This is a genomic window from Citrobacter sedlakii NBRC 105722, assembly GCF_000759835.1.
Classification (GTDB): Bacteria; Pseudomonadota; Gammaproteobacteria; order Enterobacterales; family Enterobacteriaceae; genus Citrobacter_A; species Citrobacter_A sedlakii.
In genome coordinates this window covers 99878-121338 of sequence record NZ_BBNB01000009.1, presented here as the reverse complement: position 1 = coordinate 121338, position 21461 = coordinate 99878, and the positions used below count along the sequence as shown (strand labels likewise).

Below are 21461 nucleotides of genomic sequence, written 5' to 3'. Positions count from 1 at the left end.
TGCATTTCATGCTGCCCTTGATACAACGCGAATGATGTTGTCTTTCAGTTATCTCTTCGCCAGCTCCTGGTTCAGAGTCCAGAGCTCCCGGCGTTCTTCGCTGCTTAAACCATGTGTGCGCTCACGAGCAATCAACTCTTCCTGGCGCAGCTCAAGCATCGAATCAAACATATGGTTGAGTGAGTCGGTGAAGGTTTTTTCAGCAATGTCCTTATCTGCTATATCGTCCCACATCGACAGTTTTTCAAGGGTGGCCGCATCATTTGTGCCACGATAGTGTTCTAAAAGTTGCCCGGTGGTCAGACCTGGTTGGGACAAACAAGTGTTGACCAGTTCTGCAAATAAGCCAAGTCCGGGCAGCTTATTATGATCCAGACCGTTCAACGGTGGGACCAGTGGCGCCAGTTCCGGATTTTGCACCAGCAGTCCTATCAGTATACGCATGGTCGTGCGTTTTAGCTGTGGAGCGGGCCGGGAAGGGCCATTTTCAGACAATTTTGGCATTAATCGTTCAAGCTGGCTGTCGTCAAGGATGCCCAGCTTGTTGCCCAACTCCTGGCGCAGGTAAATGCGCAGCGTTTCGCCCGGCACCTGAGTGATTAACGGTAATGCCAGCGTACTGAGCTGCGCGCGTCCGTCCGGGGTGCTCAAATCGACCTGCGGCAGCAGGCTGTTAAACAAAAACGCGGAGAGCGGTAACGCCTGCTCCATCCGGGTTTCAAACGCTTCTTTACCCTCTTTACGCACCAGCGTATCCGGGTCTTCGCCGTCAGGCAGGAACATAAAGCGTAGCTGACGACCATCGGTCATATACGGCAGCGCGGTTTCCAGCGCGCGCCAGGCGGCGTCTCGTCCTGCCCGGTCGCCGTCATAACAGCAAATCACCGTGTTGGTCGCGCGAAACAGGAGCTGAATGTGATCGGCGGTGGTCGAGGTGCCCAACGACGCCACGGCGTAGTTAATGCCGTATTGCGCCAGCGCCACCACATCCATATAACCTTCCACAACCAGCAGTCGCTGTGGATCGGCGTTATCCTGCTGCGCTTCATACAGACCATACAACTGACGGCCTTTATGAAAAATATCGGTTTCCGGGGAGTTGAGGTACTTCGGCAGGGCATCGCCCAGCACCCGACCACCAAAGCCAATCACCCGGCCACGCTTGTCGCGAATGGGGAACATCACCCGTTCGCGGAAGCGGTCATAGCTGCGTCCCTGATCGTTGGTGACCAACATGCCCGCGTCGACCAGTGACTGGCGATTTTCGCTATTGCCGCCAAACCGTTTCAGGACGTTGTCCCAGCCGGGGGGCGCAAAACCAATAGCAAAACGCGCGATCACTTCGCTACTGAGTCCTCGCTTTTCCAGATACTGGCGCGCAGGGGTAGCGGCGGGTTGCATCAGAGATTGCTGATAAAACGTGTTCAGACCGTCCATCAATTGATAAAGGCTTTGCCGTTGATGGCGCTCTATCTGACTGGGGCCAGTGCCTGCTTCAAATGGAACCTCAAGATTGTGCATTGCCGCCAGCTCTTCGACGGTTTCCACGAACTCGAGCTTGTCGTAGTTCATCAGGAAATCGATCGCGTTGCCGTGCGCGCCGCATCCAAAGCAGTGATAAAACTGTTTTTCACCGTTTACGGTGAAAGAGGGGGTTTTTTCGTTATGGAACGGACAGCACGCATGATAATTCTTGCCCTGCTTTTTGAGCTTCACCCGCGCGTCGATCAGATCGACGATGTCGGTGCGCGCCAGCAGGTCATTAATAAATACGCGTGGGATTCGTCCAGCCATAAGCCCCGTTAGTAAACTTCATCCTTCAAACTGTCTCTGCGTTGGCTGCGCTCGTTCACCCCCAGTTACTGACTTCTCTAAGCTCCGGGGATTCACTCACTTGCCGCTTTGATACAGGGTGAATGATGTTGTGTAATTGCTGATTCATAAACGAAAACAAGCCGCGCATTCCTTTCGGAAGCACGGCCTTACAACTACAACTCTGTCTGAATTGAGAGCCCTGGCCCTCAACAGATTAGTACAGACGAGTACGGCGTGCGTTTTCGCGAGCCAGTTTCTTCGCGTGACGTTTCACTGCAGAAGCTTTAGCGCGCTTACGTTCGGTAGTCGGTTTTTCATAGAACTCACGACGACGAACTTCCGCCAGAACACCTGCTTTTTCGCAGGAACGCTTGAAGCGACGCAGAGCTACGTCGAACGGCTCGTTTTCACGTACTTTAATTACCGGCATGTGCCTCTCACCTTTGATTAAATCGGTTTGCCGCTGGCATCAACGCCAGCTTATTTCAAAATGGTGCGGAATTTTACTGCAATTGCTGCTGCTTTGTAAAGCACCGCGGCCTTTTTTGAAAGGGACTTTTGTAAGGGGCCAGAGTATACACGAAGTCAGGTCGCAGGGTATACATCGACCCGCATTCGACCTAAACTGCGCGGTATCAGAGTGAGGTAAAACAAGTCATGCGTGTACTGGGAATTGAAACATCCTGCGATGAAACCGGCATCGCCATTTACGACGACGAAAAAGGTCTGTTAGCCAACCAATTGTATAGTCAGGTGAAATTACACGCTGACTACGGCGGCGTGGTGCCTGAGCTGGCTTCACGCGATCACGTCCGCAAAACGGTACCGTTGATCCAGGCGGCGCTGAAAGAAGCCGGATTGAACGCCAAAGAGATTGACGCGGTGGCGTATACCGCCGGTCCGGGTCTGGTTGGCGCGCTGCTGGTGGGCGCAACGGTTGGACGTTCGTTGGCATTCGCCTGGAACGTGCCGGCCATTCCTGTACACCATATGGAAGGGCATCTGCTGGCGCCGATGCTGGAAGATAACCCGCCAGAATTTCCGTTTGTGGCGCTGCTGGTTTCCGGCGGCCATACGCAGCTTATCAGCGTGACCGGCGTCGGTCAGTATACCCTGCTGGGCGAGTCGATTGACGATGCCGCTGGCGAAGCGTTTGATAAAACCGCGAAGCTGCTGGGGCTGGACTATCCTGGTGGTCCGATGCTGTCGAAAATGGCCGCACAGGGTACCGCCGGGCGTTTTGTCTTCCCACGCCCGATGACCGATCGCCCTGGGCTGGACTTCAGCTTTTCCGGCCTGAAAACCTTTGCTGCTAACACCATTCGCAGCAATGGCGATGACGATCAGACCCGCGCCGATATCGCCCGCGCATTTGAAGACGCGGTCGTCGATACGCTGATGATCAAATGCAAACGCGCGCTGGATCAAACCGGTTTCAAACGTCTGGTGATGGCGGGGGGCGTCAGCGCTAACCGCACCCTGCGCGCGAAGCTGGCAGAGATGATGCAAAAACGCCGTGGCGAAGTCTTTTACGCCCGCCCGGAATTTTGCACTGACAATGGCGCGATGATCGCCTATGCCGGTATGGTGCGTTTTAAAGCGGGCGCGCTGGCCGACCTGGGCGTCAGCGTGCGTCCGCGCTGGCCGCTGGCGGAGTTGCCTGCCGCCTGAGGCGGCGTGTCATCCCGGATGTCAGGTCATAATATCTAATATCCGGGATCTGGCCAGCAGGCAATAGAGCTGACTGTCATTTTTCACCCGCAATTTCTCCATTGCCCGTATTTTATGCGCGCTTACGGTTTTAATACTCAGGTGCATCTGACGAGAGACATCCGTCAGATTTCCCCCTTTGCACAGAAAACGCAACACGTCTATTTCTCTGGCGGAGAGCGACTCCTCGCTTTGAAGGAAGCCTTTCATTAGCGACGGTTCGATGTAGACCTCATCTTTTATGACGCAATTAAGCGTATCGCGCAGGACTGTCTCACTGAGGGCGTGACTGACATAGGCTTTTGCCCCGGCTTCAAGCGTCAGCCGGATAAGCTGCGGGCTTTTAAACGGGGCTATCAGCACCACTTTTAACGCAGGGTATTTCTGGTGCAATTTTTTAATCAGCGCCAGTCCGTCCAAATCACAGTGCGGATGAAGGTGTTGTGCGGTGTTAAGCATATATCCCAACAGCAGGATGTCGGGAGTTTCTCCTGCCAGCAACGTAAGCAAGGAAGAGGTCGATCCGACGTCTTCCAGCAGCGAGAAATGGGAACCAGAGCTTGCGCAGGATCTGTCTAACCCTTCAATCATTGCACGTATACCCCGGCGGATCAGGGGGTGCTCATCGGCAATCGCTATTTTTACTGACATCACGTTCTCCAGCATAAGAAGGCGAATATTTTATAAGCACCATACGTTGGTGAGTAAAATTAAAAGAACACTTTCATATAAAAATGTGCTTGCATTAATGTCGATATGCGATTTTTTTATTTTGACCGTTTTTATCTTTTTTATGAGTTGACTTGTGTAACGCCTCTGTTTTTTAGCTCGGCGCGAAAGAAAAAGAATTTTCTTATTATTTAAAAGAAAGCTCTACTTGGCCGTTGGGTAATGACTATTTTAGGCTGAAAAAAGGAACAACACAGATCATGTCATAAAGGAATATCGGCTAACATGAAAAAAAGCATTTTATCAATGTTAATTTGCGCAGCAGTAACCTGTGCGGCTTACGCTCAAACCGGCACCGCCTTACAGCACGTACATCAGGCGCAAGAGGTTCAGGAAGGCGTTTCGTATGACGCTATTGTCGTTAAGCTAAAACCGGGTAAATCTCAAACCTCCCCGTTAAAACTTGACGATCCCGCACTCGTCGCCACCCGCATGTACCACGCGGACAACCTGAGCCGCGAACGCGCAGCTGAAATTGCGGAGCTAAACGCACGGTATGGATTCGATCGTTATCTGCGTATTGAGCTGCCAGAAAATAAAAAGCAAGATCGAAATTATATCGAACATGTGATCAACACTATTCAACAAAATCAGGATGTTGAGACTGTTTATCCTGAAGCTATGCCCGTAGGTTTTCAGGCAGAAAAGCAAGAAGCGGGTCAGTCTTCAACCCTATTAAAATCGACAGTGAACAGCGGCCTGTCGGCCGTGTCTGTGCCCGATTATCGACAGCAGCAGGATTATTTAAAAGCCCCGGATGACAAGCGTTCTGGTTATTATATTGGCGGGGTGAACCGCGACAGCGTTAATCAGTATATAGGGAACGAGGGTGAGGATATCACTATTGTTTCTTCTGAGAACTGCGGCTGGAATGCAAATCATGTGAATTTACCACCTGCTTCATTCGTTCAGGGACCAAATAAAGATACCTGCAATGAGCGGGAACATAATACGGCTTCTGTTGGTATTTTAGCTGCGCGCGATATTGGTTCTGGTGTTCGTGGTCTAAGTTATAAAAGCAAAGTGGGCTATGCGGCCTGGCCTGCGTCGAATCTCTTTAATGTTATTCCGTTATTAAAAGCGGGTGATGTTGTCTCGTTAAATATGCAGACGTATGGCGGAGAAATTACCGGGACCTGTAAATCAGCCTGTTATATTCCCATTGAATATCTGGACAGTTATTTCAACGTCATCAAGGCGCTCACGGATAAAGGCGTGTTTGTGATTACTTCCGCAGGGAATGGCAATATTAATCTGGACTCTCCCGCCTTTAATGGTCGTTGGGATACGCAAGTGCGTGATTCAGGCGCGATTATCGCCGGGGCATTCTGTTCAAAAGACGGTAAAAAAGCGAACTTTAGCACCTATGGGTCGCGTGTCACCAGTTCATCAAGAGGCTGTAGTGATGTCACAACGACGGGCTATGGCAATCTCTATAACAGAACCAATGCAAATTATACCGGAAGTTTTGGCGGGACATCTTCAGCAACGCCTATTGTGGCAGGCGTGGTGGCCAGCCTGTCAGGTATTGCCAAAGCGAACGGGATCACCGTAACACCGCGCCAGATGCGTCAAATCCTGGCTGAGACCGGCACGCCAATTGCGAATGGCGACTCGGCGAAGGTCGGCACGCAACCCGATATGGCGCGTGCTGTCGCCCGGATCCTGGCGTTGAAGAATGGCAGCGATATTCCTGCTATTCCTGCTCCTACCGCTGCCGCAGGAGCAGACTACACTATGGTTTCCCCAACCACTGGCGTAAGCACCTATCCTCTGGACGGCAGCAAGAGCCTGAACGCGACATCGTATAACTGGAGCGTAACAAAAGGTGTGGGCACCTTCTTCCTGGAGGAAAAACTGAACGGCGTGCAGGTGAACAGCATCGACAATGCTCATGCCTATGCGGTGATTCCTGCCAATACGGAAGGGCAGGCTACCTTTACGCTGACAACAACAGGGGCGGATGGCCGTACCGCGCAGGACAGCATGACCATCATGGTAAGTAAACCTGCGACGCCAGCGAAGGAAGACACGCCGACAAAAGACGATACGCCGGCGAATGACGACGCGCCGGCAAATGATGACGTGCCGGCGACCAATACGGCGCCAGCCTATAACGGCAAAATAGCCTATCCGACCAAATGCACCAAAGTATCTTACAACGGTAAAATTTGGTTCAACCAGTGGTATGTCAACCCGGGACAGGAAACACCGGGAACGGGCGGCCAGTGGGGCGCATGGCGTGAACAGGGCACATCCAATAACAGCTGCAAATAACCATGAAGGCCTGGCTTATCGCCAGGCCCTTTTAGTCAGATTCGCAGCATCCCTTTCTCTTTCAGAAACGCAATAATCGTCTCCAAACCGTCGCCCGTCTTCAGGTTAGTAAAGGTCCACGGACGCGCGCCGCGCATGCGGTTGGTGTCGCGCGCCATCACCTCCAGCGACGCCCCGACGTAAGGGGCCAGATCGGTTTTGTTGATCACCAGAAAGTCAGATTTAGTGATCCCCGGGCCGCCTTTGCGTGGGATCTTCTCTCCTTCAGCTACATCGATCACGTAGATCGTCAGATCCGCCAGCTCCGGACTGAACGTGGCGCTCAGGTTGTCACCGCCGCTTTCGACGAAGATCAGATCCAGATTACCGAATTTCGCGCTTAATGCATCCACTGCCGCCAGATTCATTGAGGCGTCTTCACGGATGGCGGTGTGTGGACAGCCGCCGGTTTCGACGCCGACGATGCGTTCCGGCTCAAGCGCGCCCGCTTCTGTCAGGATGCGCTGATCCTCTTTGGTGTAAATGTCGTTCGTGACCACCGCCAGTTGCCAGGTGTCGCGCATGGCTTTGCATAACGCTTCCAGCAGGGCGGTTTTGCCCGATCCTACCGGGCCGCCCACGCCGACGCGCAGGGGATGTTTGTACTCACTCATTGTCTCTCCTCAGGAGCGGAATAATCGGCAGTATTGGGTTTCGTGACGGGCAGAGGCGATAGCCGCCAGCGGCGTAGCAGAGCCGAGGTGTTCATCCGGACAGCACAACGCCTGCGTTATACCCTGTGCGTAATGTTCGCTGAGGGTTATCATCAGCCGCTGCGCCGCCTGCTGACCAAAAGGTACCAGCTTGACGCCCGCCATCACGGCGCTTTCGATCCAGCTGTAGCCCAGCGTTAAGGCCAGATCGGCGAGCGGCAGCCGCCACTGTACGCCAAGCCAGGCCATCCCGCAGAGCTGGCTGTCAGCGAACAGCGCGCGCCACGCGGGCGGGCTTTCCGGTTCCCAGTCCACCACCAGCCGCGTAAACGCCGCGCCTCTGCTGCGCTCTTCTTCACGCAGTTCGCGGGTTTCCCGACAGGCCAGCAGGTACGTCGTCCAGCGGCGGGCGGCGGTGATATCGTCCTGCTCGCAGGCGCGATAAAGCCGGGCGAACAACGGCAGGTCGACGGTGAAAAAATTGTGCTCCATTTGCTGTCGCTGCCAGCGGGCGAAGGCATCGACGCTGTTGACCCAACCGCTCTCCACCGCCCACTCCAGCCCCTGAGACCAGGTAAACGATCCCACCGGAAGGCTGCTGCTGGCGAGCTGCAGCAGGCGCAACTGCTGGCGGGCGTCACGCATCAGTGCGCATGACCGTGATGATGGTTATGCCCGTGGGACTCGCTGGCGTAGGCGCCCGCTTCCGGCTCAAACGGTAAATGCGCAAAGGTCACGTCAAGATCGAACTGGCGCAGCATGGCGTCCAGCACATGATCGTGATGATAGCGCAGTTCATCCGGCAAAATTTGCAGCGGTACGTGGCGATTGCCGAGGTGATAGCACGCTTTGGCGAGCAGAAACGGGTTGGCGCAGCGCACCACCGAAACCGCTTCATGGGCGGCGATGATCTCCACCACTTCCATCCCGTCTTCGCTACGCAGGCGGTCGCCGCCGCGTAACAGCAGGCCGCGTGGCAGCATCAATCCCGCCTCGCGCCCGTCGTTCAGTCGCACTTTGGCCCGGCTTTTTACGCGGATATCAATCGGCAGCGTCAGGGTGGCGGTGGCTTGCGCTGTCGTCTCAACCCGTTGCGTTAATAGCAGCATGTCGGCTCCTTAAAATAAAAAGTAACGTTGCGCCATCGGCAGCACGTCTGCCGGCTCGCTGGTAATGCGTTCGCCGTCAATGCGCACCTCGTAGGTCTGGGCGTCGACGGTGATATCGGGTTGCAGGCTGTTGTGGATCATGTCGGCTTTTTTCACCGTCCGGCAGCCTTTCACCACCGCGGTGGCGCTGTGTAAATTCAACTGCTGAGCGACGCCGCTGTCGTGGGCGGCCTGGGATAAAAAGGTTAACCGGGTGTGATGACGCGCAGCGCCCAATGCGCCGAACATCATCCGGTAGTGCACCGGCTGCGGCGTGGGGATCGAGGCGTTAATATCGCCCATCGGCGCGCAGGCGATCATTCCCCCCTTGATAATGGCGGCGGGTTTGACACCGAAAAACGCCGGCGACCACAGCGCCAGATCCGCCAGTTTTCCGGCCTCAATGGAGCCGACCTCATGGGCGATACCGTGAGTCAGCGCCGGGTTAATGGTGTACTTGGCGATGTAGCGTTTCACCCGCTGGTTGTCGTTATCGCCGCGCTCTTCCGCCAGCGAGCCGCGCTGTACTTTCATCCGGTGCGCTACCTGCCAGGTGCGCAGGATCACTTCGCCGACGCGGCCCATCGCCTGGGAATCCGACGAGGTCAGCGAAAACGCGCCAATGTCATGCAGCACGTCCTCGGCGGCGATGGTTTCGCGCCGAATGCGTGACTCGGCAAACGCCACGTCTTCGGCGATATCGGGGTCGAGATGGTGGCACACCATCAGCATGTCGAGATGCTCATCGATAGTATTCACGGTGTAAGGCAGCGTTGGGTTGGTTGATGACGGCAGAATATTGGCGTGCGCGCAGGCGGTGATGATATCCGGCGCATGGCCGCCGCCCGCGCCTTCGGTGTGAAACGTATGGATCGTGCGATCGCCAATAGCCGCCAGCGTGTCTTCGACAAAGCCGGACTCGTTCAGGGTGTCGCTGTGCAGCGCCACCTGAATATCCATTTCGTCGGCGACGGTCAGCGCGCAGTCGATAGCCGCAGGCGTCGCTCCCCAGTCTTCATGAATTTTCAGGCCGATCGCCCCGGCAGTCACCTGCTCGCGCAGCGTATCCGGATTGGAGCCATTTCCCTTGCCGAGCAGACCGATATTGACCGGCAGAGTATCCGCGGCCTGCAACATCCGGGCGATGTTCCAGGGGCCGGGCGTACAGGTGGTGGCGTTGGTGCCCGCCGCCGGTCCTGTACCGCCGCCGATCATCGTCGTCACGCCGGAAACCAGCGCCTCCTGCGCCTGCTGCGGACAGATCCAGTGAATATGGGTATCGACACCGCCAGCGGTGACGATCTTACCTTCTCCGGCGATCGCCTCCGTCCCGACGCCGATCGGGATCGTCACGTCAGGCTGAATGTCCGGATTACCGGCTTTGCCGACGGCGAAGATCCTGCCGTCTTTGATGCCGATATCCGCTTTAACGATCCCCCAGTGGTCGACGATCAGCGCGTTGGTGATCACCAGATCCACGCAGGCGTCGGCGCGCATCTGTCCCTGGCCCATACCGTCGCGGATCACTTTACCGCCGCCGAATTTCACCTCTTCGCCATAGGTGGTGAGATCGTTTTCCACTTCGATCCACAAATCTGTGTCCGCCAGACGTACTTTATCGCCGGTGGTGGGGCCAAACATATCGGCATACGCTTGCCGGGAGATCTCAGCCATTGTTGACCTCCAGCGCGCCCATGACCTCGCCGCGAAAGCCAAAAATACGCTGCGCGCCTGCCACGCGCACCAGCTCGACTTCTCGCTTTTGCCCCGGTTCAAAGCGCACCGCGGTGCCGGCGGGGATATTCAGGCGGTATCCGCGCGCCGCCTCGCGCGGGAAGCGCAGGGCGGGGTTAGCTTCGAAAAAGTGGTAATGCGATCCAACCTGAACGGGGCGATCGCCGTGGTTTTCCACCACGAGAGTGCAGGTCTCGCGCTGGTGATTGAGCGCAATATTTCCTGCCGCGATCCGGTATTCGCCTGGAATCATAACCTCTCCTTACACGATCGGATTGTGGACGGTCACCAGCTTGGATCCGTCCGGAAACGTTGCTTCTACCTGGATGTCCGGGATCATCTCCGGTACCCCCTCCATCACCTGATCGCGGGTGAGCACATGGCGGCCGTCTTCCATCAGCGAGGCCACGCTTTTGCCGTCGCGTGCGCCTTCCATAATGAAGGCGCTGATCAGCGCTACCGATTCCGGATAATTCAGCTTCAGGCCGCGCGCCAGACGGCGTTCTGCCACCAGCGCGGCGGTAAAGAGCAACAGCTTGTCTTTTTCTCTGGGAGTCAGTTCCATCGGTGTCTCTTAGGTCTGCCAGATACGCGGCAGATGCGGTTGTTTGTGAGTTAACAGCGGACGTAAAAAGCGCCAGATATCGCGCATCGCGCGTTGGATAAGCAGGTTGTCTGCCGCCAGAAAGCGTACGGTGAGCAGCGAGTCAACGAGCGTCACGCCTGCGTATTCGCCAAGCGGCATAAGCCGTTCACGGGCTCCGTCCAGCATCGCCTCTGTCCCCGGATAGCAAAACAGCGTGCCGCACCACGGCTGGTTCGCGACGGCGGAAAGATCGCCCCCGCGAATTTTCAGGCCTTCGATAAGCAGCGGTATGCCGTCGCGCCAGATTTCCAGCCGGTTGACCAGCGTGCCGTGGCTGAACGTTTCCTGCATTACCGGGCGACCCAGGCAGAGCAGATCCCAGCCGAGCAGCTGGCTTTCGGTTGTCAGATGGAACACGGTGCGCAGGCTGGCGCGAGCGCCGGGAAACAGGATCGTATCCTGCGGCAGCCATTCCAGCGTGGCGTGCGGCGCAAGGGTGAAATCCTGACGCAGTTGCGCCAGTTGCCCTGCGCTGCGGTAAAACTTTCCCGCGCCGGGCTGGGTGATTAACGCGTGGCTGTGGGCGTCAAGGGTGACGGAAATGTGCAGTTCATCGCCGCCGACAATACCGCCAGGTGGGTGAAGCAAATAAAGATGACAAACATCATCTTCCGGGTAAAACGGTCGTTGAACGGCTAACGGACCAACGTGACGCGCTGAGGTGAGCACCGTTTTGTGCGCGGCACGGGTAAACCGCAGGTCCAGTTCGGCCTGCCAGCCCCGAATGAGTGTCTCGTGCGCAACCGTGTCCAGAGCGTTCCCCTGTCAGTTTAAAGATAGGTGCATGGCAAAAAGTATGCCTCAGCACGGCGGTAAAGCGGTCATATGAGACGCTTATGGGAAAGGAGGGAAATCAGAAAAAAGGGGGCGGCAGCCCGGCCGCCCCAACGGGGGTTAAAGCAAAACGAGAGGCATCCAGAGCAAACCGGTGACGATCAGTAGCAGCATGAAGATCAGGCCAAAAATCGCCCCCAGCCGCCAGTAGTCAGCCGTCGGCAAATAACCGCTACCGTAGTAGATGGGGCTGGGGCCGGTAGCATACGGGGTAAGAATGCTACCCAGACCAATCGCCGCGCCGACCATCAGGCAAAATACGGGGAGCGGAATGTCCGGCATCGCCAGCGCGGCGGCGATCATCATTGGCGCCAGTGCGGAGGTGTACGCCGTGGCGCTGGCGAAGAAATAACGCAGCAGATAAAACACTACGATCAGCGCGACCATCACCATTGTCGGGGAATAACCGCTCAGGCTGCCTGCCAGCAGGTTGCCAAACCAGCGGATAAAGCCGGTATTGTTCAGCCCGGTCGCAAGAGTAATCAGTGACGCGAGCCAGAAAAAGACGTTCCATGCGGCTTTATTACTAACGATGTCATCCCAGCAGATAATGCGCAGCACCAGCATTAACGCCACCACGCTGTAGCCAACCATCGCCGCGTCAATGTAGTCACCGCCGAAAATCCACAGCACCAGCGCGCCGACCATCAGCACTAACATCTTTTTCTCACGCGTGCTCAGCGGGCCCATCGCCTTCAGCTCCGCTTCTGCCCAGCGCGGCACCTGATCGCCGGACTTAAGCACCGGCGGGTACAGCACATAAGCAAGCCACGGGACCAGCAGAACCAGCAAAATACTCAGCGGCAGCATTCCTAAGAACCAGTCGCCCCAGCTTAGCGCCGTGTGCGCCGCGCCCTTCATCAGGCCAATCAGCAGCAGGTTTGGCGCCATCGCGGTGAGGAAAATGGCGCTGGTGACGCAGTCGGCGGTGATCCCCATCCACATGATGTAGGAACCAATAGAGCGCGAACTGGCGTCATTCGGCTGCGAATGATACAGCGGTGGCAGATTACGGATTATCGGGTAGATAATCCCGGCGCCGCGCGCGGAGTTTGAGGGCGTAACAGGCGCGAGGATCAGCTCAGAGAGCATGACCGCGTAGCCGAGAAACAGCGTGCGGTGCCCCATCTTTTTCACCAGCCATAGCGCGATGCGTCGCCCCAGCCCGGTTTTTTCATAGCCCGTACCGAACATAAAAGCGGCAAAGATCAGCCAGATAACTGAATTAGAAAAACCAGATACCGCCCACGATAGCGCTTTGGCGGTGAATTTAAACCCGTCCTGCGCCAGCTGTTCGGGGCTGAACAGCAACCACGGCGAGAGGACGGCGATCGTCGAAATGCCGATCATCGCCACCACCGCGCCGGGAACAGGTTCCAGAATCAGTCCCACAATGACGCCGGTAAAGACCGCAAAATAGAGCCACGTGTGGTTCTCAAGACCGGTGGGGACGGGCAAAACAGCAATAATGGCGATGACCACCAGCGGAGCCAGGTATCGCCACCAACCAGCTAAAGGTGCCATTGTCGTATCCCTGCGAAGAGGGAGAGGCGGGGCGCCTCTCCGGAAGGGTTATTTGATGTAGTGAACGTGCTCGCAAATTTCGTCGACGATCGGACCACGACGCTCGGCGAACTGCTTTTTGTTCTCGGCGATCAGGTTATTGCCGTGGGTGTCGATAGAGACGATCAGCGGACCGAACTCCTTCACCCGACACACCCACAGGGATTCCGGCATGCCGAGTTCCGTCCAGTGGACTTCCTCTATCTCTTCCACCTGCGTGGCTGCCAGCACCGCGCAGCCTGCGGGGAAAATCACGTGCAGCGCCTTGAATTTCTGGCAGCCTTCTTCGGTTAATGGCCCCATGCCGCCTTTGCCAACCACCAGTTTGACGCCGGTCTGCTCGATGAACTCTTTTTCAAACGCCTCCATGCGCATGCTGGTGGTCGGGCCGACGGAAACCATCTCCCATTTTTCACCGTTTTTGCGCACGATCGGCCCGGCGTGGAAAATGGCTTTACCGTTCAGGTCGTAAGGGATCGGGCGCTTGAGTTCGATCAGGCGGCGATGGCAGACGTCGCGGCAGGTGACCAGCGTGCCGGTCAGATAGATCACATCACCAACGCGGATATCCTCCAGGTCTTCGGCCTTGATCGGGGTCGTCAGGATCTTTTTCATAGCGCGCTCCGGGTATGAGACAGGTTTTCGAAGGAGAGATCGGCATGCACCAGCAGCGTACCGCGACGGTGCGCCCAGCAGCCGGTGGAGACGGCCACCCCGATAGTCGAGGGGTGACGCGCGGCGGATTCAATGTGTACGCCCATGACGGAGCTGTTGCCCGTTAACCCCTGCGGGCCGATCCCCAGACGGTTCAATCCTTCTTCCAGACGCAGTTCCAGTTCAGCCGCTTTGGGATTTGGATGGCGGGTGCCGATGGGGCGCAGAATCGCTTTGCGCGACAATACCGCGGCGGTTTCTACGGAAGTGGCGATCCCCACGCCCACCAGCACCGGCGGACAGGCGTTTACCGCCAGCGTGGAGATATTTTCAAACACGAACTTAACAACGCCTTCGTAGCCTTCGGACGGCATCAACACTTTTGAGCGCCCCGGCAGGGTACAGCCGCCGCCTGCCATATAGACTTCTATTTCGGCGTCGTCGCCGTCGGGGATAATGTCCCATGTCACCCACGGCACGCCGCTGCCGGTGTTTTTGCCGGTGTTGACTTCGTCAAAAATTTCCACCGCGTTATGACGAAGTGGGGCTTTCACGGTCGCGTCTTCCACGGCCTGCTTCAGAATGGCCTGCAGTTCGCCCAGGAGCGGGAAGCGGGAGCCGACCTTGACGAAGAACATGATCTCGCCGGTGTCCTGACAGGCCGGACGGTTCAAGTCGATCGCTTTCTGCATGTTGTCGAACATCGTGTGATAGATGATTTTTCCCATCGACGAGGTTTCAGCATCGCGCAGCTGTTTTAATTTATCCACGACGTCGTCGGGCATCCGGGTGGAAATCATTGCCGTAAACCCGGCGACAATTTCCGTCAGCGTATTTATCGCTTTTTGTTTATTTTCATTGCTCATCATGACAACTCCAGTGCTTTTATTTGTCTGGAAAGACATTCTGGGAAACAAACTACCACTAAAAATAGGGCTTTATATTTTTTGCCACTGTGTATATGTAATTAACAGTTCGTGAATCATGATGTGAAAAATCAGCGAAAATTGAGCAAGGGCAGGGAATAGCGACAGTAAGGGAATTACACTGCCGGTATTATCTTCATGGGTGCCCGAATATGCTGAACACATACCCTTTAGCGAAAGATCTGCAGGTGCTGGTTGAAATTGTTCATACGGGGAGCTTCAGCGCGGCGGCGGCGGCGCTCGGACAAACCCCGGCGTTTGTGACCAAGCGGGTGCAGATCCTGGAATCCACTCTCGCCGCCACGCTGCTGAATCGTTCGGCACGCGGCGTGGCGCTGACCGAGAGTGGGCAAAAATGTTATGAACATGCGCTGGAGGTGTTGACCCGCTATCAGCTTCTGGTGGATGAGGTGACGCAAATTAAAACCCGTCCGGAAGGCATGATTCGTATCGGCTGTAGCTTTGGTTTCGGGCGTAGCCATATTGCCCCAGCTATTACCGAGCTGATGCGCAATTACCCTGAGTTACAGGTGCATTTTGAACTGTTCGATCGGCAAATTGATTTGGTGCAGGATAATATCGATCTCGATATTCGTATTAACGATGTAATTCCAGACTATTATATTGCACACTTGTTAACAAAGAATAAAAGAATATTGTGCGCCGCGCCGTCTTATCTCGAAAAATATTCAGAACCGACAACCCTCCAGGAATTAAGCCGTCACGATTGCCTGATCACGAAAGAGCGCGATATGACGCACGGAATATGGGAGTTGGGAAACGGCGAGGAGAAAAAATCGGTCAAGGTGAGCGGGCATCTCTCGTCGAACAGCGGGGAAATTGTGCTGCAATGGGCGCTGGAGGGCAAGGGGATCATGCTGCGATCCGAGTGGGACGTGCAGCCGTTTCTGGCGAGCGGCAAACTGGTGCGGGTGCTGCCGGACTATGCGCAGAGCGCCAATATCTGGGCGGTGTATCAGGAGCCGCTATATCGCAGCGTGAAGCTTCGGGTCTGCGTGGAGTTTCTGGCGGCGTGGTGTCAGCAGCGGTTGGGCAGACCGGATGAAGGATATCGGGTGACGTGGTGAACCCGATAGCCTTCCGGCGAGGTGAAAACGCTATTGCGGATCTTTTTCGCGTTTTTTCTTCAGCTTCGTCCAGATCTTTGTCTCCTGACGACGCCACAGTCGCTGAATGTTGTCGTGATGGCGCAGCAGGATCAGGCACGACAGCATCGAAACCGGGAAGGTGAACTGAGGTTTAAACCACCAGACGTAGAACGGCGCGATCAGCGCGCTGACGATAGCGCCCAGCGACGAATAACCGCTCAGCAGCACCGTGAGCAACCAGGTGCCCGCCATCACGCCGGTTAAATCCCAGCCGATAGGGGCAATAGCGCCGAATGCCGTCGCCACGCCTTTCCCGCCTTTAAACCCAAAGAAGACCGGCCAGATATGGCCCAGACAGGCGGCAATGGCGATCAGGCCCAGCCAGAAGGGGGTTACGCCCAACGCGTATGCGCCCCAGACGGGCAACATCCCTTTCAGGACGTCGAAAATCAGCACCGCTGCGGCTGCTCCCTTGCCACCGATTCGTAACACATTGGTCGCGCCAGGATTGCCGGATCCGCTGCTACGCGGGTCGGGCAAGCCAGCAATGCGGCAGACCAGAATGGCACTGGAAATGGAGCCGCAGAGGTACGCGATGAGGATCATTCCAGGCGCGATTGCACTCATAAGCTGTTCCGTTTTGAAAATGTCGTGTAAAACGCTACTTCTGTGGATAATACGCATATTTCGCCGGAAGTGGTATCCGGGTTAGCCAAAAAGCGGGCAGGTCGTGATGGATATTGTATTTATAGAGCAACTTTCGGTAATCACCACCATTGGTGTTTACGACTGGGAACAGACCATCGAGCAAAAGCTGGTGTTCGATATCGAAATGGCGTGGGATAACCGGAAAGCGGCAAAAAGCGACGATGTCGCCGACTGTCTGAGCTATGCGGATATCGCCGAAACCGTGATCGCGCACGTTGAAGGCAGGCGCTTTGCGCTGGTGGAACGCGTCGCGGAAGAGGTCGCGGATCTCCTGCTGGGACGCTTCCATTCACCGTGGGTGCGAATCAAGCTCAGTAAGCCCGGCGCGGTCGCGCGCGCGGCGAACGTGGGCGTGATTGTCGAGCGTAGCCATAATCTGAAAGGAAAATAATTAACTTCATCATTGTTAAACCAAACGGATATAAAAGAGTCTTACAGCGGGAACTTTTTTTTTGCGGTAGTTTTTCTATTTAGGGGTTTATTGATGAGCGATATGCACTCGCTGCTGATAGCGGCAATTTTGGGTGTGGTCGAAGGATTGACGGAGTTTTTGCCGGTTTCCAGTACGGGCCATATGATTATCGTTGGCCATCTGCTGGGGTTTGAGGGTGATACGGCAAAGACCTTTGAAGTGGTGATCCAGCTTGGGTCGATTCTGGCGGTGGTCGTGATGTTCTGGCGGCGGTTGTTCGGCCTGATCGGGATTCATTTTGGCCGACCATTGCAGCGCGAAGGGGAAAGTAAAGGGCGGTTAACGCTCATTCACATTCTGCTTGGGATGATCCCCGCCGTGGTGCTCGGGTTGGTGTTTCACGATACGATAAAATCACTGTTTAACCCCATTAACGTGATGTATGCGCTGGTGGTGGGCGGTTTACTGTTGATTGCCGCCGAATGCCTGAAGCCGAAAGAACCGCGCGCGCCGGGGCTGGACGATATGACTTACCGACAGGCGTTTATGATTGGCTGCTTCCAATGTCTGGCGCTGTGGCCGGGCTTTTCCCGTTCCGGCGCGACCATTTCCGGCGGGATGCTGATGGGCGTGAGCCGTTATGCGGCGTCGGAGTTCTCGTTCCTGCTGGCGGTGCCGATGATGATGGGCGCAACGGTGCTGGACCTCTACAAAAGCTGGTCGTTCCTGACCGCCGCCGATATTCCGATGTTTGCCGTCGGTTTCGTGACGGCGTTTGTGGTTGCGCTGATCGCCATTAAAACCTTCCTGCAACTGATCAAACGAATCTCGTTCATTCCGTTTGCGATTTATCGCTTTATCGTTGCAGCCGCGGTTTACGTGGTGTTCTTCTGATGATTCACCGTGCCGGATGGCGGCTATGCCTTATCCGGCCAACCACGCACGTCTGTCCACAGGCCGGTCAGCGGTAGCGCTGCCGGTACGGGCCGTTTAGCTGGCGGGTTTCGGGCAGCGCGTCTCTTTCCAACTGGCGACCGCCGCAATTCGCCGCTTCGTCAACTCTTCGCGGATCTCTGCGCCTTTAAATCCGGCCTCCACAACCTTTTTTGTCGGTACCGACTGCGCTACCTGCCACGCTTCGCGCAGTAGACGACCCTGCGGATAATCCGCCGCTTCAAAGCCTGTACGCCCGCGAACGTCAGCCTCGCTGGTGAGGGCTATCTGCTCCACGCGCTGTGGTTTACGCCAGGCGTCAATCGCGTCGAACAGCTTTACAATGGTCTTAGGCTGCAGTATCGGAAAGGTATGAATGAGATCGTGAAACTCCGCCACCAGCTTTGCCAGATCGCGGATTTCGTTCGGTACCCGCAGACGCTGACACAACTGCGCCACCAGCTTTACGCCCGCCGGACCATGACCGTGATGACGCGGCCAAAGCGCTGGCGGGGTCAACCCTTTTCCCAGGTCATGGCACAGGGTGGCGAAACGGATGTCCACCTCCGGGCTGAGCATCGCCGCCATCGACAGCGTCATGAGCGTGTGAACGCCGGTATCGATTTCCGGGTGCCATTTCGCTGGCGCGGGAACGCCAAACAGCGCATCCACCTCCGGGAACAGCACGCGCAGCGCGCCACAGTCGCGCAGGACCTGAAAATAGACCTGCGGGTTACGGGTGGTTAACGCGTTTTCGGTCTCTTTCCACACGCGCTCAGGCGTCAGGTGCTCCAGCTCTCCGGCGTGGGTCATGTCGCGCATTAGCGCCATGGTTTCGTCGGCAATGCGAAAGCTGAGATGCGCATAGCGGGCGGCAAAGCGCGCCACGCGAAGGACGCGGAGCGGATCTTCACTGAAAGCCGGCGAGACGTGGCGCAACAGGCGGTTTTTCAGATCGGCGCGTCCGTGATACGGATCGACGATAGCGCCGTCATCATCCTGCGCCAGGGCGTTAATGGTCAGGTCGCGGCGCTGTAGGTCTTCTTCCAGCGTGACGTCCGGCGCCGCGTAGCAGGTGAATCCGGTATAACCGGAACCGGATTTACGTTCGGTGCGCGCAAGGGCGTACTCTTCGTGTGTTTGAGGATGGAGAAAAACAGGAAAATCGCGGCCTACCTGCTGGTAGCCCGCGTCGAGCATTTGCTGTGGTGTGGCGTCTACCACCACCCAATCTTTATCTTTGACCGGTAGCCCTAACAACGTATCCCTAACCGCACCACCGACCAGATAAATCTTCACGCCACACCACCTCTCCTGAGAAATACACTTTCTTAATGATATGACAGTGTGGCGGAGAAGGCGATTTAGTTCATCCAGCGGTCTTTGCGTTTGCGGCTTGGGATCATATGCGGCAGCACCAGACCGAGCAGCAGGCCGAGACCGAGCACGCCGCCGCCATACATAAACCATTGCATGATGATGGTACGCTGCTTGTCATCAAGCTGCAGATTTGCGGCGCTGACCTTCTTCTGCGCCACAATCAGCTCGTTTTTCAGCTTCTGGTTTTCTTCTTTCAGGCCGTTGATCACGCTGTCGCTCTGCGCGACCTTTTGCTGCATGTCGGCTGTCCGCTGATTCCAGGTGGTGTCAATGTTGGTCAGCTTATCGGTCAGGGTTTTGACCTGATTTTCCAGATCCGGTACGCGGGTGCGCAGGCTGGGCGAGGTGTTCAGCTCTTTCAGCGGGATCCAGGCAGTGCGACCGGTGCTGTCTTTGACCTGGCCGTAATTGTTGTCGGTCTGTAACAAGGTGACCTGTTCGCCGGCGTTCATGGTGCCGACGAGGCGATAGTTATCTCCCGGACCGCTGCGGACCCAGGTGCTTAGTTCATCAGAGACATAGCGCGTTTCTTCTGCGTGGGAGACGGCAGTGGCGCTAAGTGCAAGTAAAGTTAGTCCAATCAGGCGTAATTTTGGCATCAGGCTGTCGTTATTGTCATAGAAAGTGGAACGATAGTAGTGGGATCAGTGTCTCTACGCAAAGCATTCGACATCAATCGGAATCATCTGTGTCAGCTTCGCCACTACGTCAAACTTTTACGCCCGTCAAATTGCTCGTTGCATGGCAATTTGGCGCAAAATACTATCTACTGACACTCAGTAACGCACGAAGTTCGCAGTCGATCCCTTCAACTGTGACATAACCCTAAGTACAAGGCCATGGCTCAGGAAATCGAATTAAAATTTATCGTTAATCACGATGCGGTTGACGCACTGCGCGACCATCTGAATACGCTTGGCGGCGAACATCACGCGCCCAGCAAGCTGCTGAACATTTACTACGAGACGGCGGATAACTGGCTACGCAGCCACGATATGGGGTTACGCATTCGCGGCGAGAATGGCCGCTATGAAATGACCCTGAAAATCGCCGGGCGGGTGGTCGGCGGTTTGCATCAGCGTCCGGAATATAATATTCCGCTTAGCGAACCTACGCTCGATTTAGCGCAACTTCCGAAGACAGTGTGGCCGAACGGCGAGCTGCCTGCCGATCTCGCTTCCCGCGTGCAGCCATTGTTCAGTACCGATTTTGATCGCGAGAAATGGCTGCTGGAAATTGACGGCAGCCAGATTGAAATTGCGCTCGATCTCGGAGAGGTTAAGGCCGGCGAATTTACCGAACCTCTTTGCGAGCTGGAGCTTGAACTGCTGAGCGGCGACACCCGGGCGGTGCTGAAGCTGGCTAATCAACTGGTGAGCCAGGCGGGACTGCGTCAGGGCAGCCTGAGTAAGGCGGCGCGAGGTTATCACCTGGCTCAGGGAAACGCCCGGCGCGAGATCAAACCGACCACAGTACTGACCTTGCCCGCAAAAGCCAGCGTTGAGCAGGGGCTGGAAGCGGCGATGGAGCTGGCCTTAGCGCAGTGGCAGTACCACGAGGAACTGTGGCTGCGCGGCGTGGAGTCGGCGAAAGCGGAGGTGTCTGCGGCGATGGGGCTGGTGCGCCATACGCTTACCCTGTTCGGTGGTATCGTTCCGCGTAAAGCGAGCACTCACTTACGAGATTTGTTAACTCAGTCTGAGGCTACCCTGGCCTCGGCGGTCTCTGCCGTGACGGCGGTGTATACCCCGCAAACCGCAATGGCAAAACTGGCGCTGACGGAGTGGCTGGTCACCAAAGCCTGGCAGCCGTTTCTGGATGCTAAAGCACAGGCCAAAATGGCCGATTCCTTTAAGCGTTTCGCGGATATCCATCTTTCACGTACCGCCGCTGAACTGAAAAGCGTGTTTGCTCAGCCGTTAGGCGACCAGTATCAGGATCAACTGCCGCGGTTACGTCGCGATATCGACACTGTGCTACTGCTGGCCGGGTATTACGATGCTGTAGTGGCGCAGGCGTGGCTGGAAAACTGGCAGGGGCTGCATCACGCCATCGCCACCCGACAGCGTATTGAAATTGAACATTTCCGCAATGAAGCGATAAACCAGGCGCCGTTCTGGTTGCACAGCGGAAAACGGTAAACCGCGTCATTCCCGAACGCAGAAGTGATTGCCTGTTGGCGCTGCGTCGT

Annotated in this window: 22 protein-coding genes; 6 read left to right on the top strand and 16 right to left on the bottom strand. The window is 56.1% G+C overall.

What is annotated here, in order from left to right; genetic code table 11:
• Window positions 1-48: 48 nt before the first annotated feature.
• Together dnaG and rpsU are read right to left on the bottom strand one after the other, a co-directional pair.
• Complete coding sequence (dnaG, locus tag CSE01S_RS13445) at window positions 49-1794, bottom strand: DNA primase (protein WP_042289356.1); 1746 nt, start codon at window positions 1792-1794, stop codon at window positions 49-51.
• 235 nt (window positions 1795-2029) lie between these two features.
• The gene (gene rpsU / locus CSE01S_RS13440) at window positions 2030-2245 is read right to left on the bottom strand and encodes a 30S ribosomal protein S21 (RefSeq protein WP_001144069.1); all 216 of its coding nucleotides are present in this window, start codon (window positions 2243-2245) and stop codon (window positions 2030-2032) included.
• Window positions 2246-2472: 227 nt separating this feature from the next.
• Between rpsU and tsaD the strand changes: the two genes are divergently transcribed.
• Window positions 2473-3486 carry a tRNA (adenosine(37)-N6)-threonylcarbamoyltransferase complex transferase subunit TsaD gene (gene tsaD, locus CSE01S_RS13435; RefSeq protein ID WP_042289353.1) on the top strand — a complete coding sequence of 338 codons (1014 nt, stop codon included), beginning with the start codon at window positions 2473-2475 and terminating at the stop codon, window positions 3484-3486.
• A 21-nt stretch (window positions 3487-3507) separates the two neighbouring features.
• On the opposite strand, the gene CSE01S_RS13430 is transcribed toward tsaD, so the two are convergent.
• On the bottom strand, window positions 3508-4176 hold the full coding sequence (locus CSE01S_RS13430) for a LuxR C-terminal-related transcriptional regulator (protein WP_042289351.1): 669 nt from the start codon (window positions 4174-4176) through the stop codon (window positions 3508-3510).
• A gap of 303 nt (window positions 4177-4479) precedes the next feature.
• Here CSE01S_RS13430 and CSE01S_RS13425 point away from each other — a divergent pair, with 303 nt between their 5' ends.
• Window positions 4480-6531 carry a S8 family serine peptidase gene (locus CSE01S_RS13425; RefSeq protein ID WP_042289349.1) on the top strand — a complete coding sequence of 684 codons (2052 nt, stop codon included), beginning with the start codon at window positions 4480-4482 and terminating at the stop codon, window positions 6529-6531.
• 35 nt (window positions 6532-6566) lie between these two features.
• On the opposite strand, the gene ureG is transcribed toward CSE01S_RS13425, so the two are convergent.
• The 10 genes from ureG to ttdA all read right to left on the bottom strand — a co-directional run bounded on the left by ureG (window position 6567) and on the right by ttdA (window position 14671).
• Entirely contained in the window at window positions 6567-7184 is a 618-nt protein-coding gene (gene ureG, locus CSE01S_RS13420) for an urease accessory protein UreG (protein WP_042289346.1), read from the bottom strand.
• A 9-nt stretch (window positions 7185-7193) separates the two neighbouring features.
• A complete protein-coding gene (locus tag CSE01S_RS13415) occupies window positions 7194-7868 on the bottom strand; it encodes an urease accessory protein UreF (protein ID WP_042289343.1) in 675 nt (224 codons plus the stop codon).
• Window positions 7868-8332, bottom strand: coding sequence for an urease accessory protein UreE (ureE, locus tag CSE01S_RS13410; RefSeq protein WP_042289341.1), 465 nt, complete (start codon window positions 8330-8332; stop codon window positions 7868-7870). Before ureE ends, CSE01S_RS13415 begins: the two co-directional genes overlap by 1 nt.
• A gap of 9 nt (window positions 8333-8341) precedes the next feature.
• Window positions 8342-10045 carry an urease subunit alpha gene (ureC, locus tag CSE01S_RS13405; RefSeq protein ID WP_042289339.1) on the bottom strand — a complete coding sequence of 568 codons (1704 nt, stop codon included), beginning with the start codon at window positions 10043-10045 and terminating at the stop codon, window positions 8342-8344.
• On the bottom strand, window positions 10038-10358 hold the full coding sequence (locus CSE01S_RS13400) for an urease subunit beta (RefSeq protein WP_042289337.1): 321 nt from the start codon (window positions 10356-10358) through the stop codon (window positions 10038-10040). The genes ureC and CSE01S_RS13400 overlap by 8 nt, the downstream gene beginning before the upstream one ends.
• Window positions 10359-10367: 9 nt before the next feature.
• A complete protein-coding gene (locus CSE01S_RS13395; protein ID WP_042289336.1) occupies window positions 10368-10670 on the bottom strand; it encodes an urease subunit gamma in 303 nt (100 codons plus the stop codon).
• Between the two features lie 9 nt (window positions 10671-10679).
• Window positions 10680-11504 (bottom strand): urease accessory protein UreD, encoded by an 825-nt coding sequence (locus CSE01S_RS13390; RefSeq protein ID WP_217997762.1) that lies wholly within the window; start codon window positions 11502-11504, stop codon window positions 10680-10682.
• Between the two features lie 141 nt (window positions 11505-11645).
• The gene (locus CSE01S_RS13385) at window positions 11646-13109 is read right to left on the bottom strand and encodes an anion permease (RefSeq protein WP_042289328.1); all 1464 of its coding nucleotides are present in this window, start codon (window positions 13107-13109) and stop codon (window positions 11646-11648) included.
• A 48-nt stretch (window positions 13110-13157) separates the two neighbouring features.
• Entirely contained in the window at window positions 13158-13763 is a 606-nt protein-coding gene (gene ttdB, locus CSE01S_RS13380; RefSeq protein WP_000722944.1) for a L(+)-tartrate dehydratase subunit beta, read from the bottom strand.
• On the bottom strand, window positions 13760-14671 hold the full coding sequence (gene ttdA / locus CSE01S_RS13375) for a L(+)-tartrate dehydratase subunit alpha (protein WP_120714909.1): 912 nt from the start codon (window positions 14669-14671) through the stop codon (window positions 13760-13762). Before ttdA ends, ttdB begins: the two co-directional genes overlap by 4 nt.
• A 209-nt stretch (window positions 14672-14880) precedes the next feature.
• Between ttdA and ttdR the strand changes: the two genes are divergently transcribed.
• Window positions 14881-15816 (top strand): L-tartrate utilization transcriptional activator TtdR, encoded by a 936-nt coding sequence (ttdR, locus tag CSE01S_RS13370; RefSeq protein WP_042289324.1) that lies wholly within the window; start codon window positions 14881-14883, stop codon window positions 15814-15816.
• 30 nt (window positions 15817-15846) lie between these two features.
• Here the strand turns inward: ttdR and plsY are convergent, their stop codons facing one another.
• The gene (gene plsY, locus CSE01S_RS13365) at window positions 15847-16464 is read right to left on the bottom strand and encodes a glycerol-3-phosphate 1-O-acyltransferase PlsY (protein ID WP_042289743.1); all 618 of its coding nucleotides are present in this window, start codon (window positions 16462-16464) and stop codon (window positions 15847-15849) included.
• Between the two features lie 106 nt (window positions 16465-16570).
• Between plsY and folB the strand changes: the two genes are divergently transcribed.
• Window positions 16571-16936, top strand: a complete 366-nt coding sequence (gene folB, locus CSE01S_RS13360) for a bifunctional dihydroneopterin aldolase/7,8-dihydroneopterin epimerase (protein ID WP_042289321.1) — start codon at window positions 16571-16573, stop codon at window positions 16934-16936.
• A gap of 93 nt (window positions 16937-17029) precedes the next feature.
• Window positions 17030-17851, top strand: coding sequence for an undecaprenyl-diphosphate phosphatase (bacA, locus tag CSE01S_RS13355; protein WP_042289318.1), 822 nt, complete (start codon window positions 17030-17032; stop codon window positions 17849-17851).
• A 96-nt stretch (window positions 17852-17947) separates the two neighbouring features.
• On the opposite strand, the gene CSE01S_RS13350 is transcribed toward bacA, so the two are convergent.
• Entirely contained in the window at window positions 17948-19189 is a 1242-nt protein-coding gene (locus CSE01S_RS13350) for a multifunctional CCA addition/repair protein (protein ID WP_042289315.1), read from the bottom strand.
• Between the two features lie 65 nt (window positions 19190-19254).
• Entirely contained in the window at window positions 19255-19869 is a 615-nt protein-coding gene (locus CSE01S_RS13345; RefSeq protein WP_042289312.1) for a TIGR04211 family SH3 domain-containing protein, read from the bottom strand.
• Between the two features lie 240 nt (window positions 19870-20109).
• Here CSE01S_RS13345 and CSE01S_RS13340 point away from each other — a divergent pair, with 240 nt between their 5' ends.
• Window positions 20110-21411 (top strand): CYTH domain-containing protein, encoded by a 1302-nt coding sequence (locus CSE01S_RS13340; RefSeq protein ID WP_042289310.1) that lies wholly within the window; start codon window positions 20110-20112, stop codon window positions 21409-21411.
• Window positions 21412-21461 lie beyond the last annotated feature (50 nt).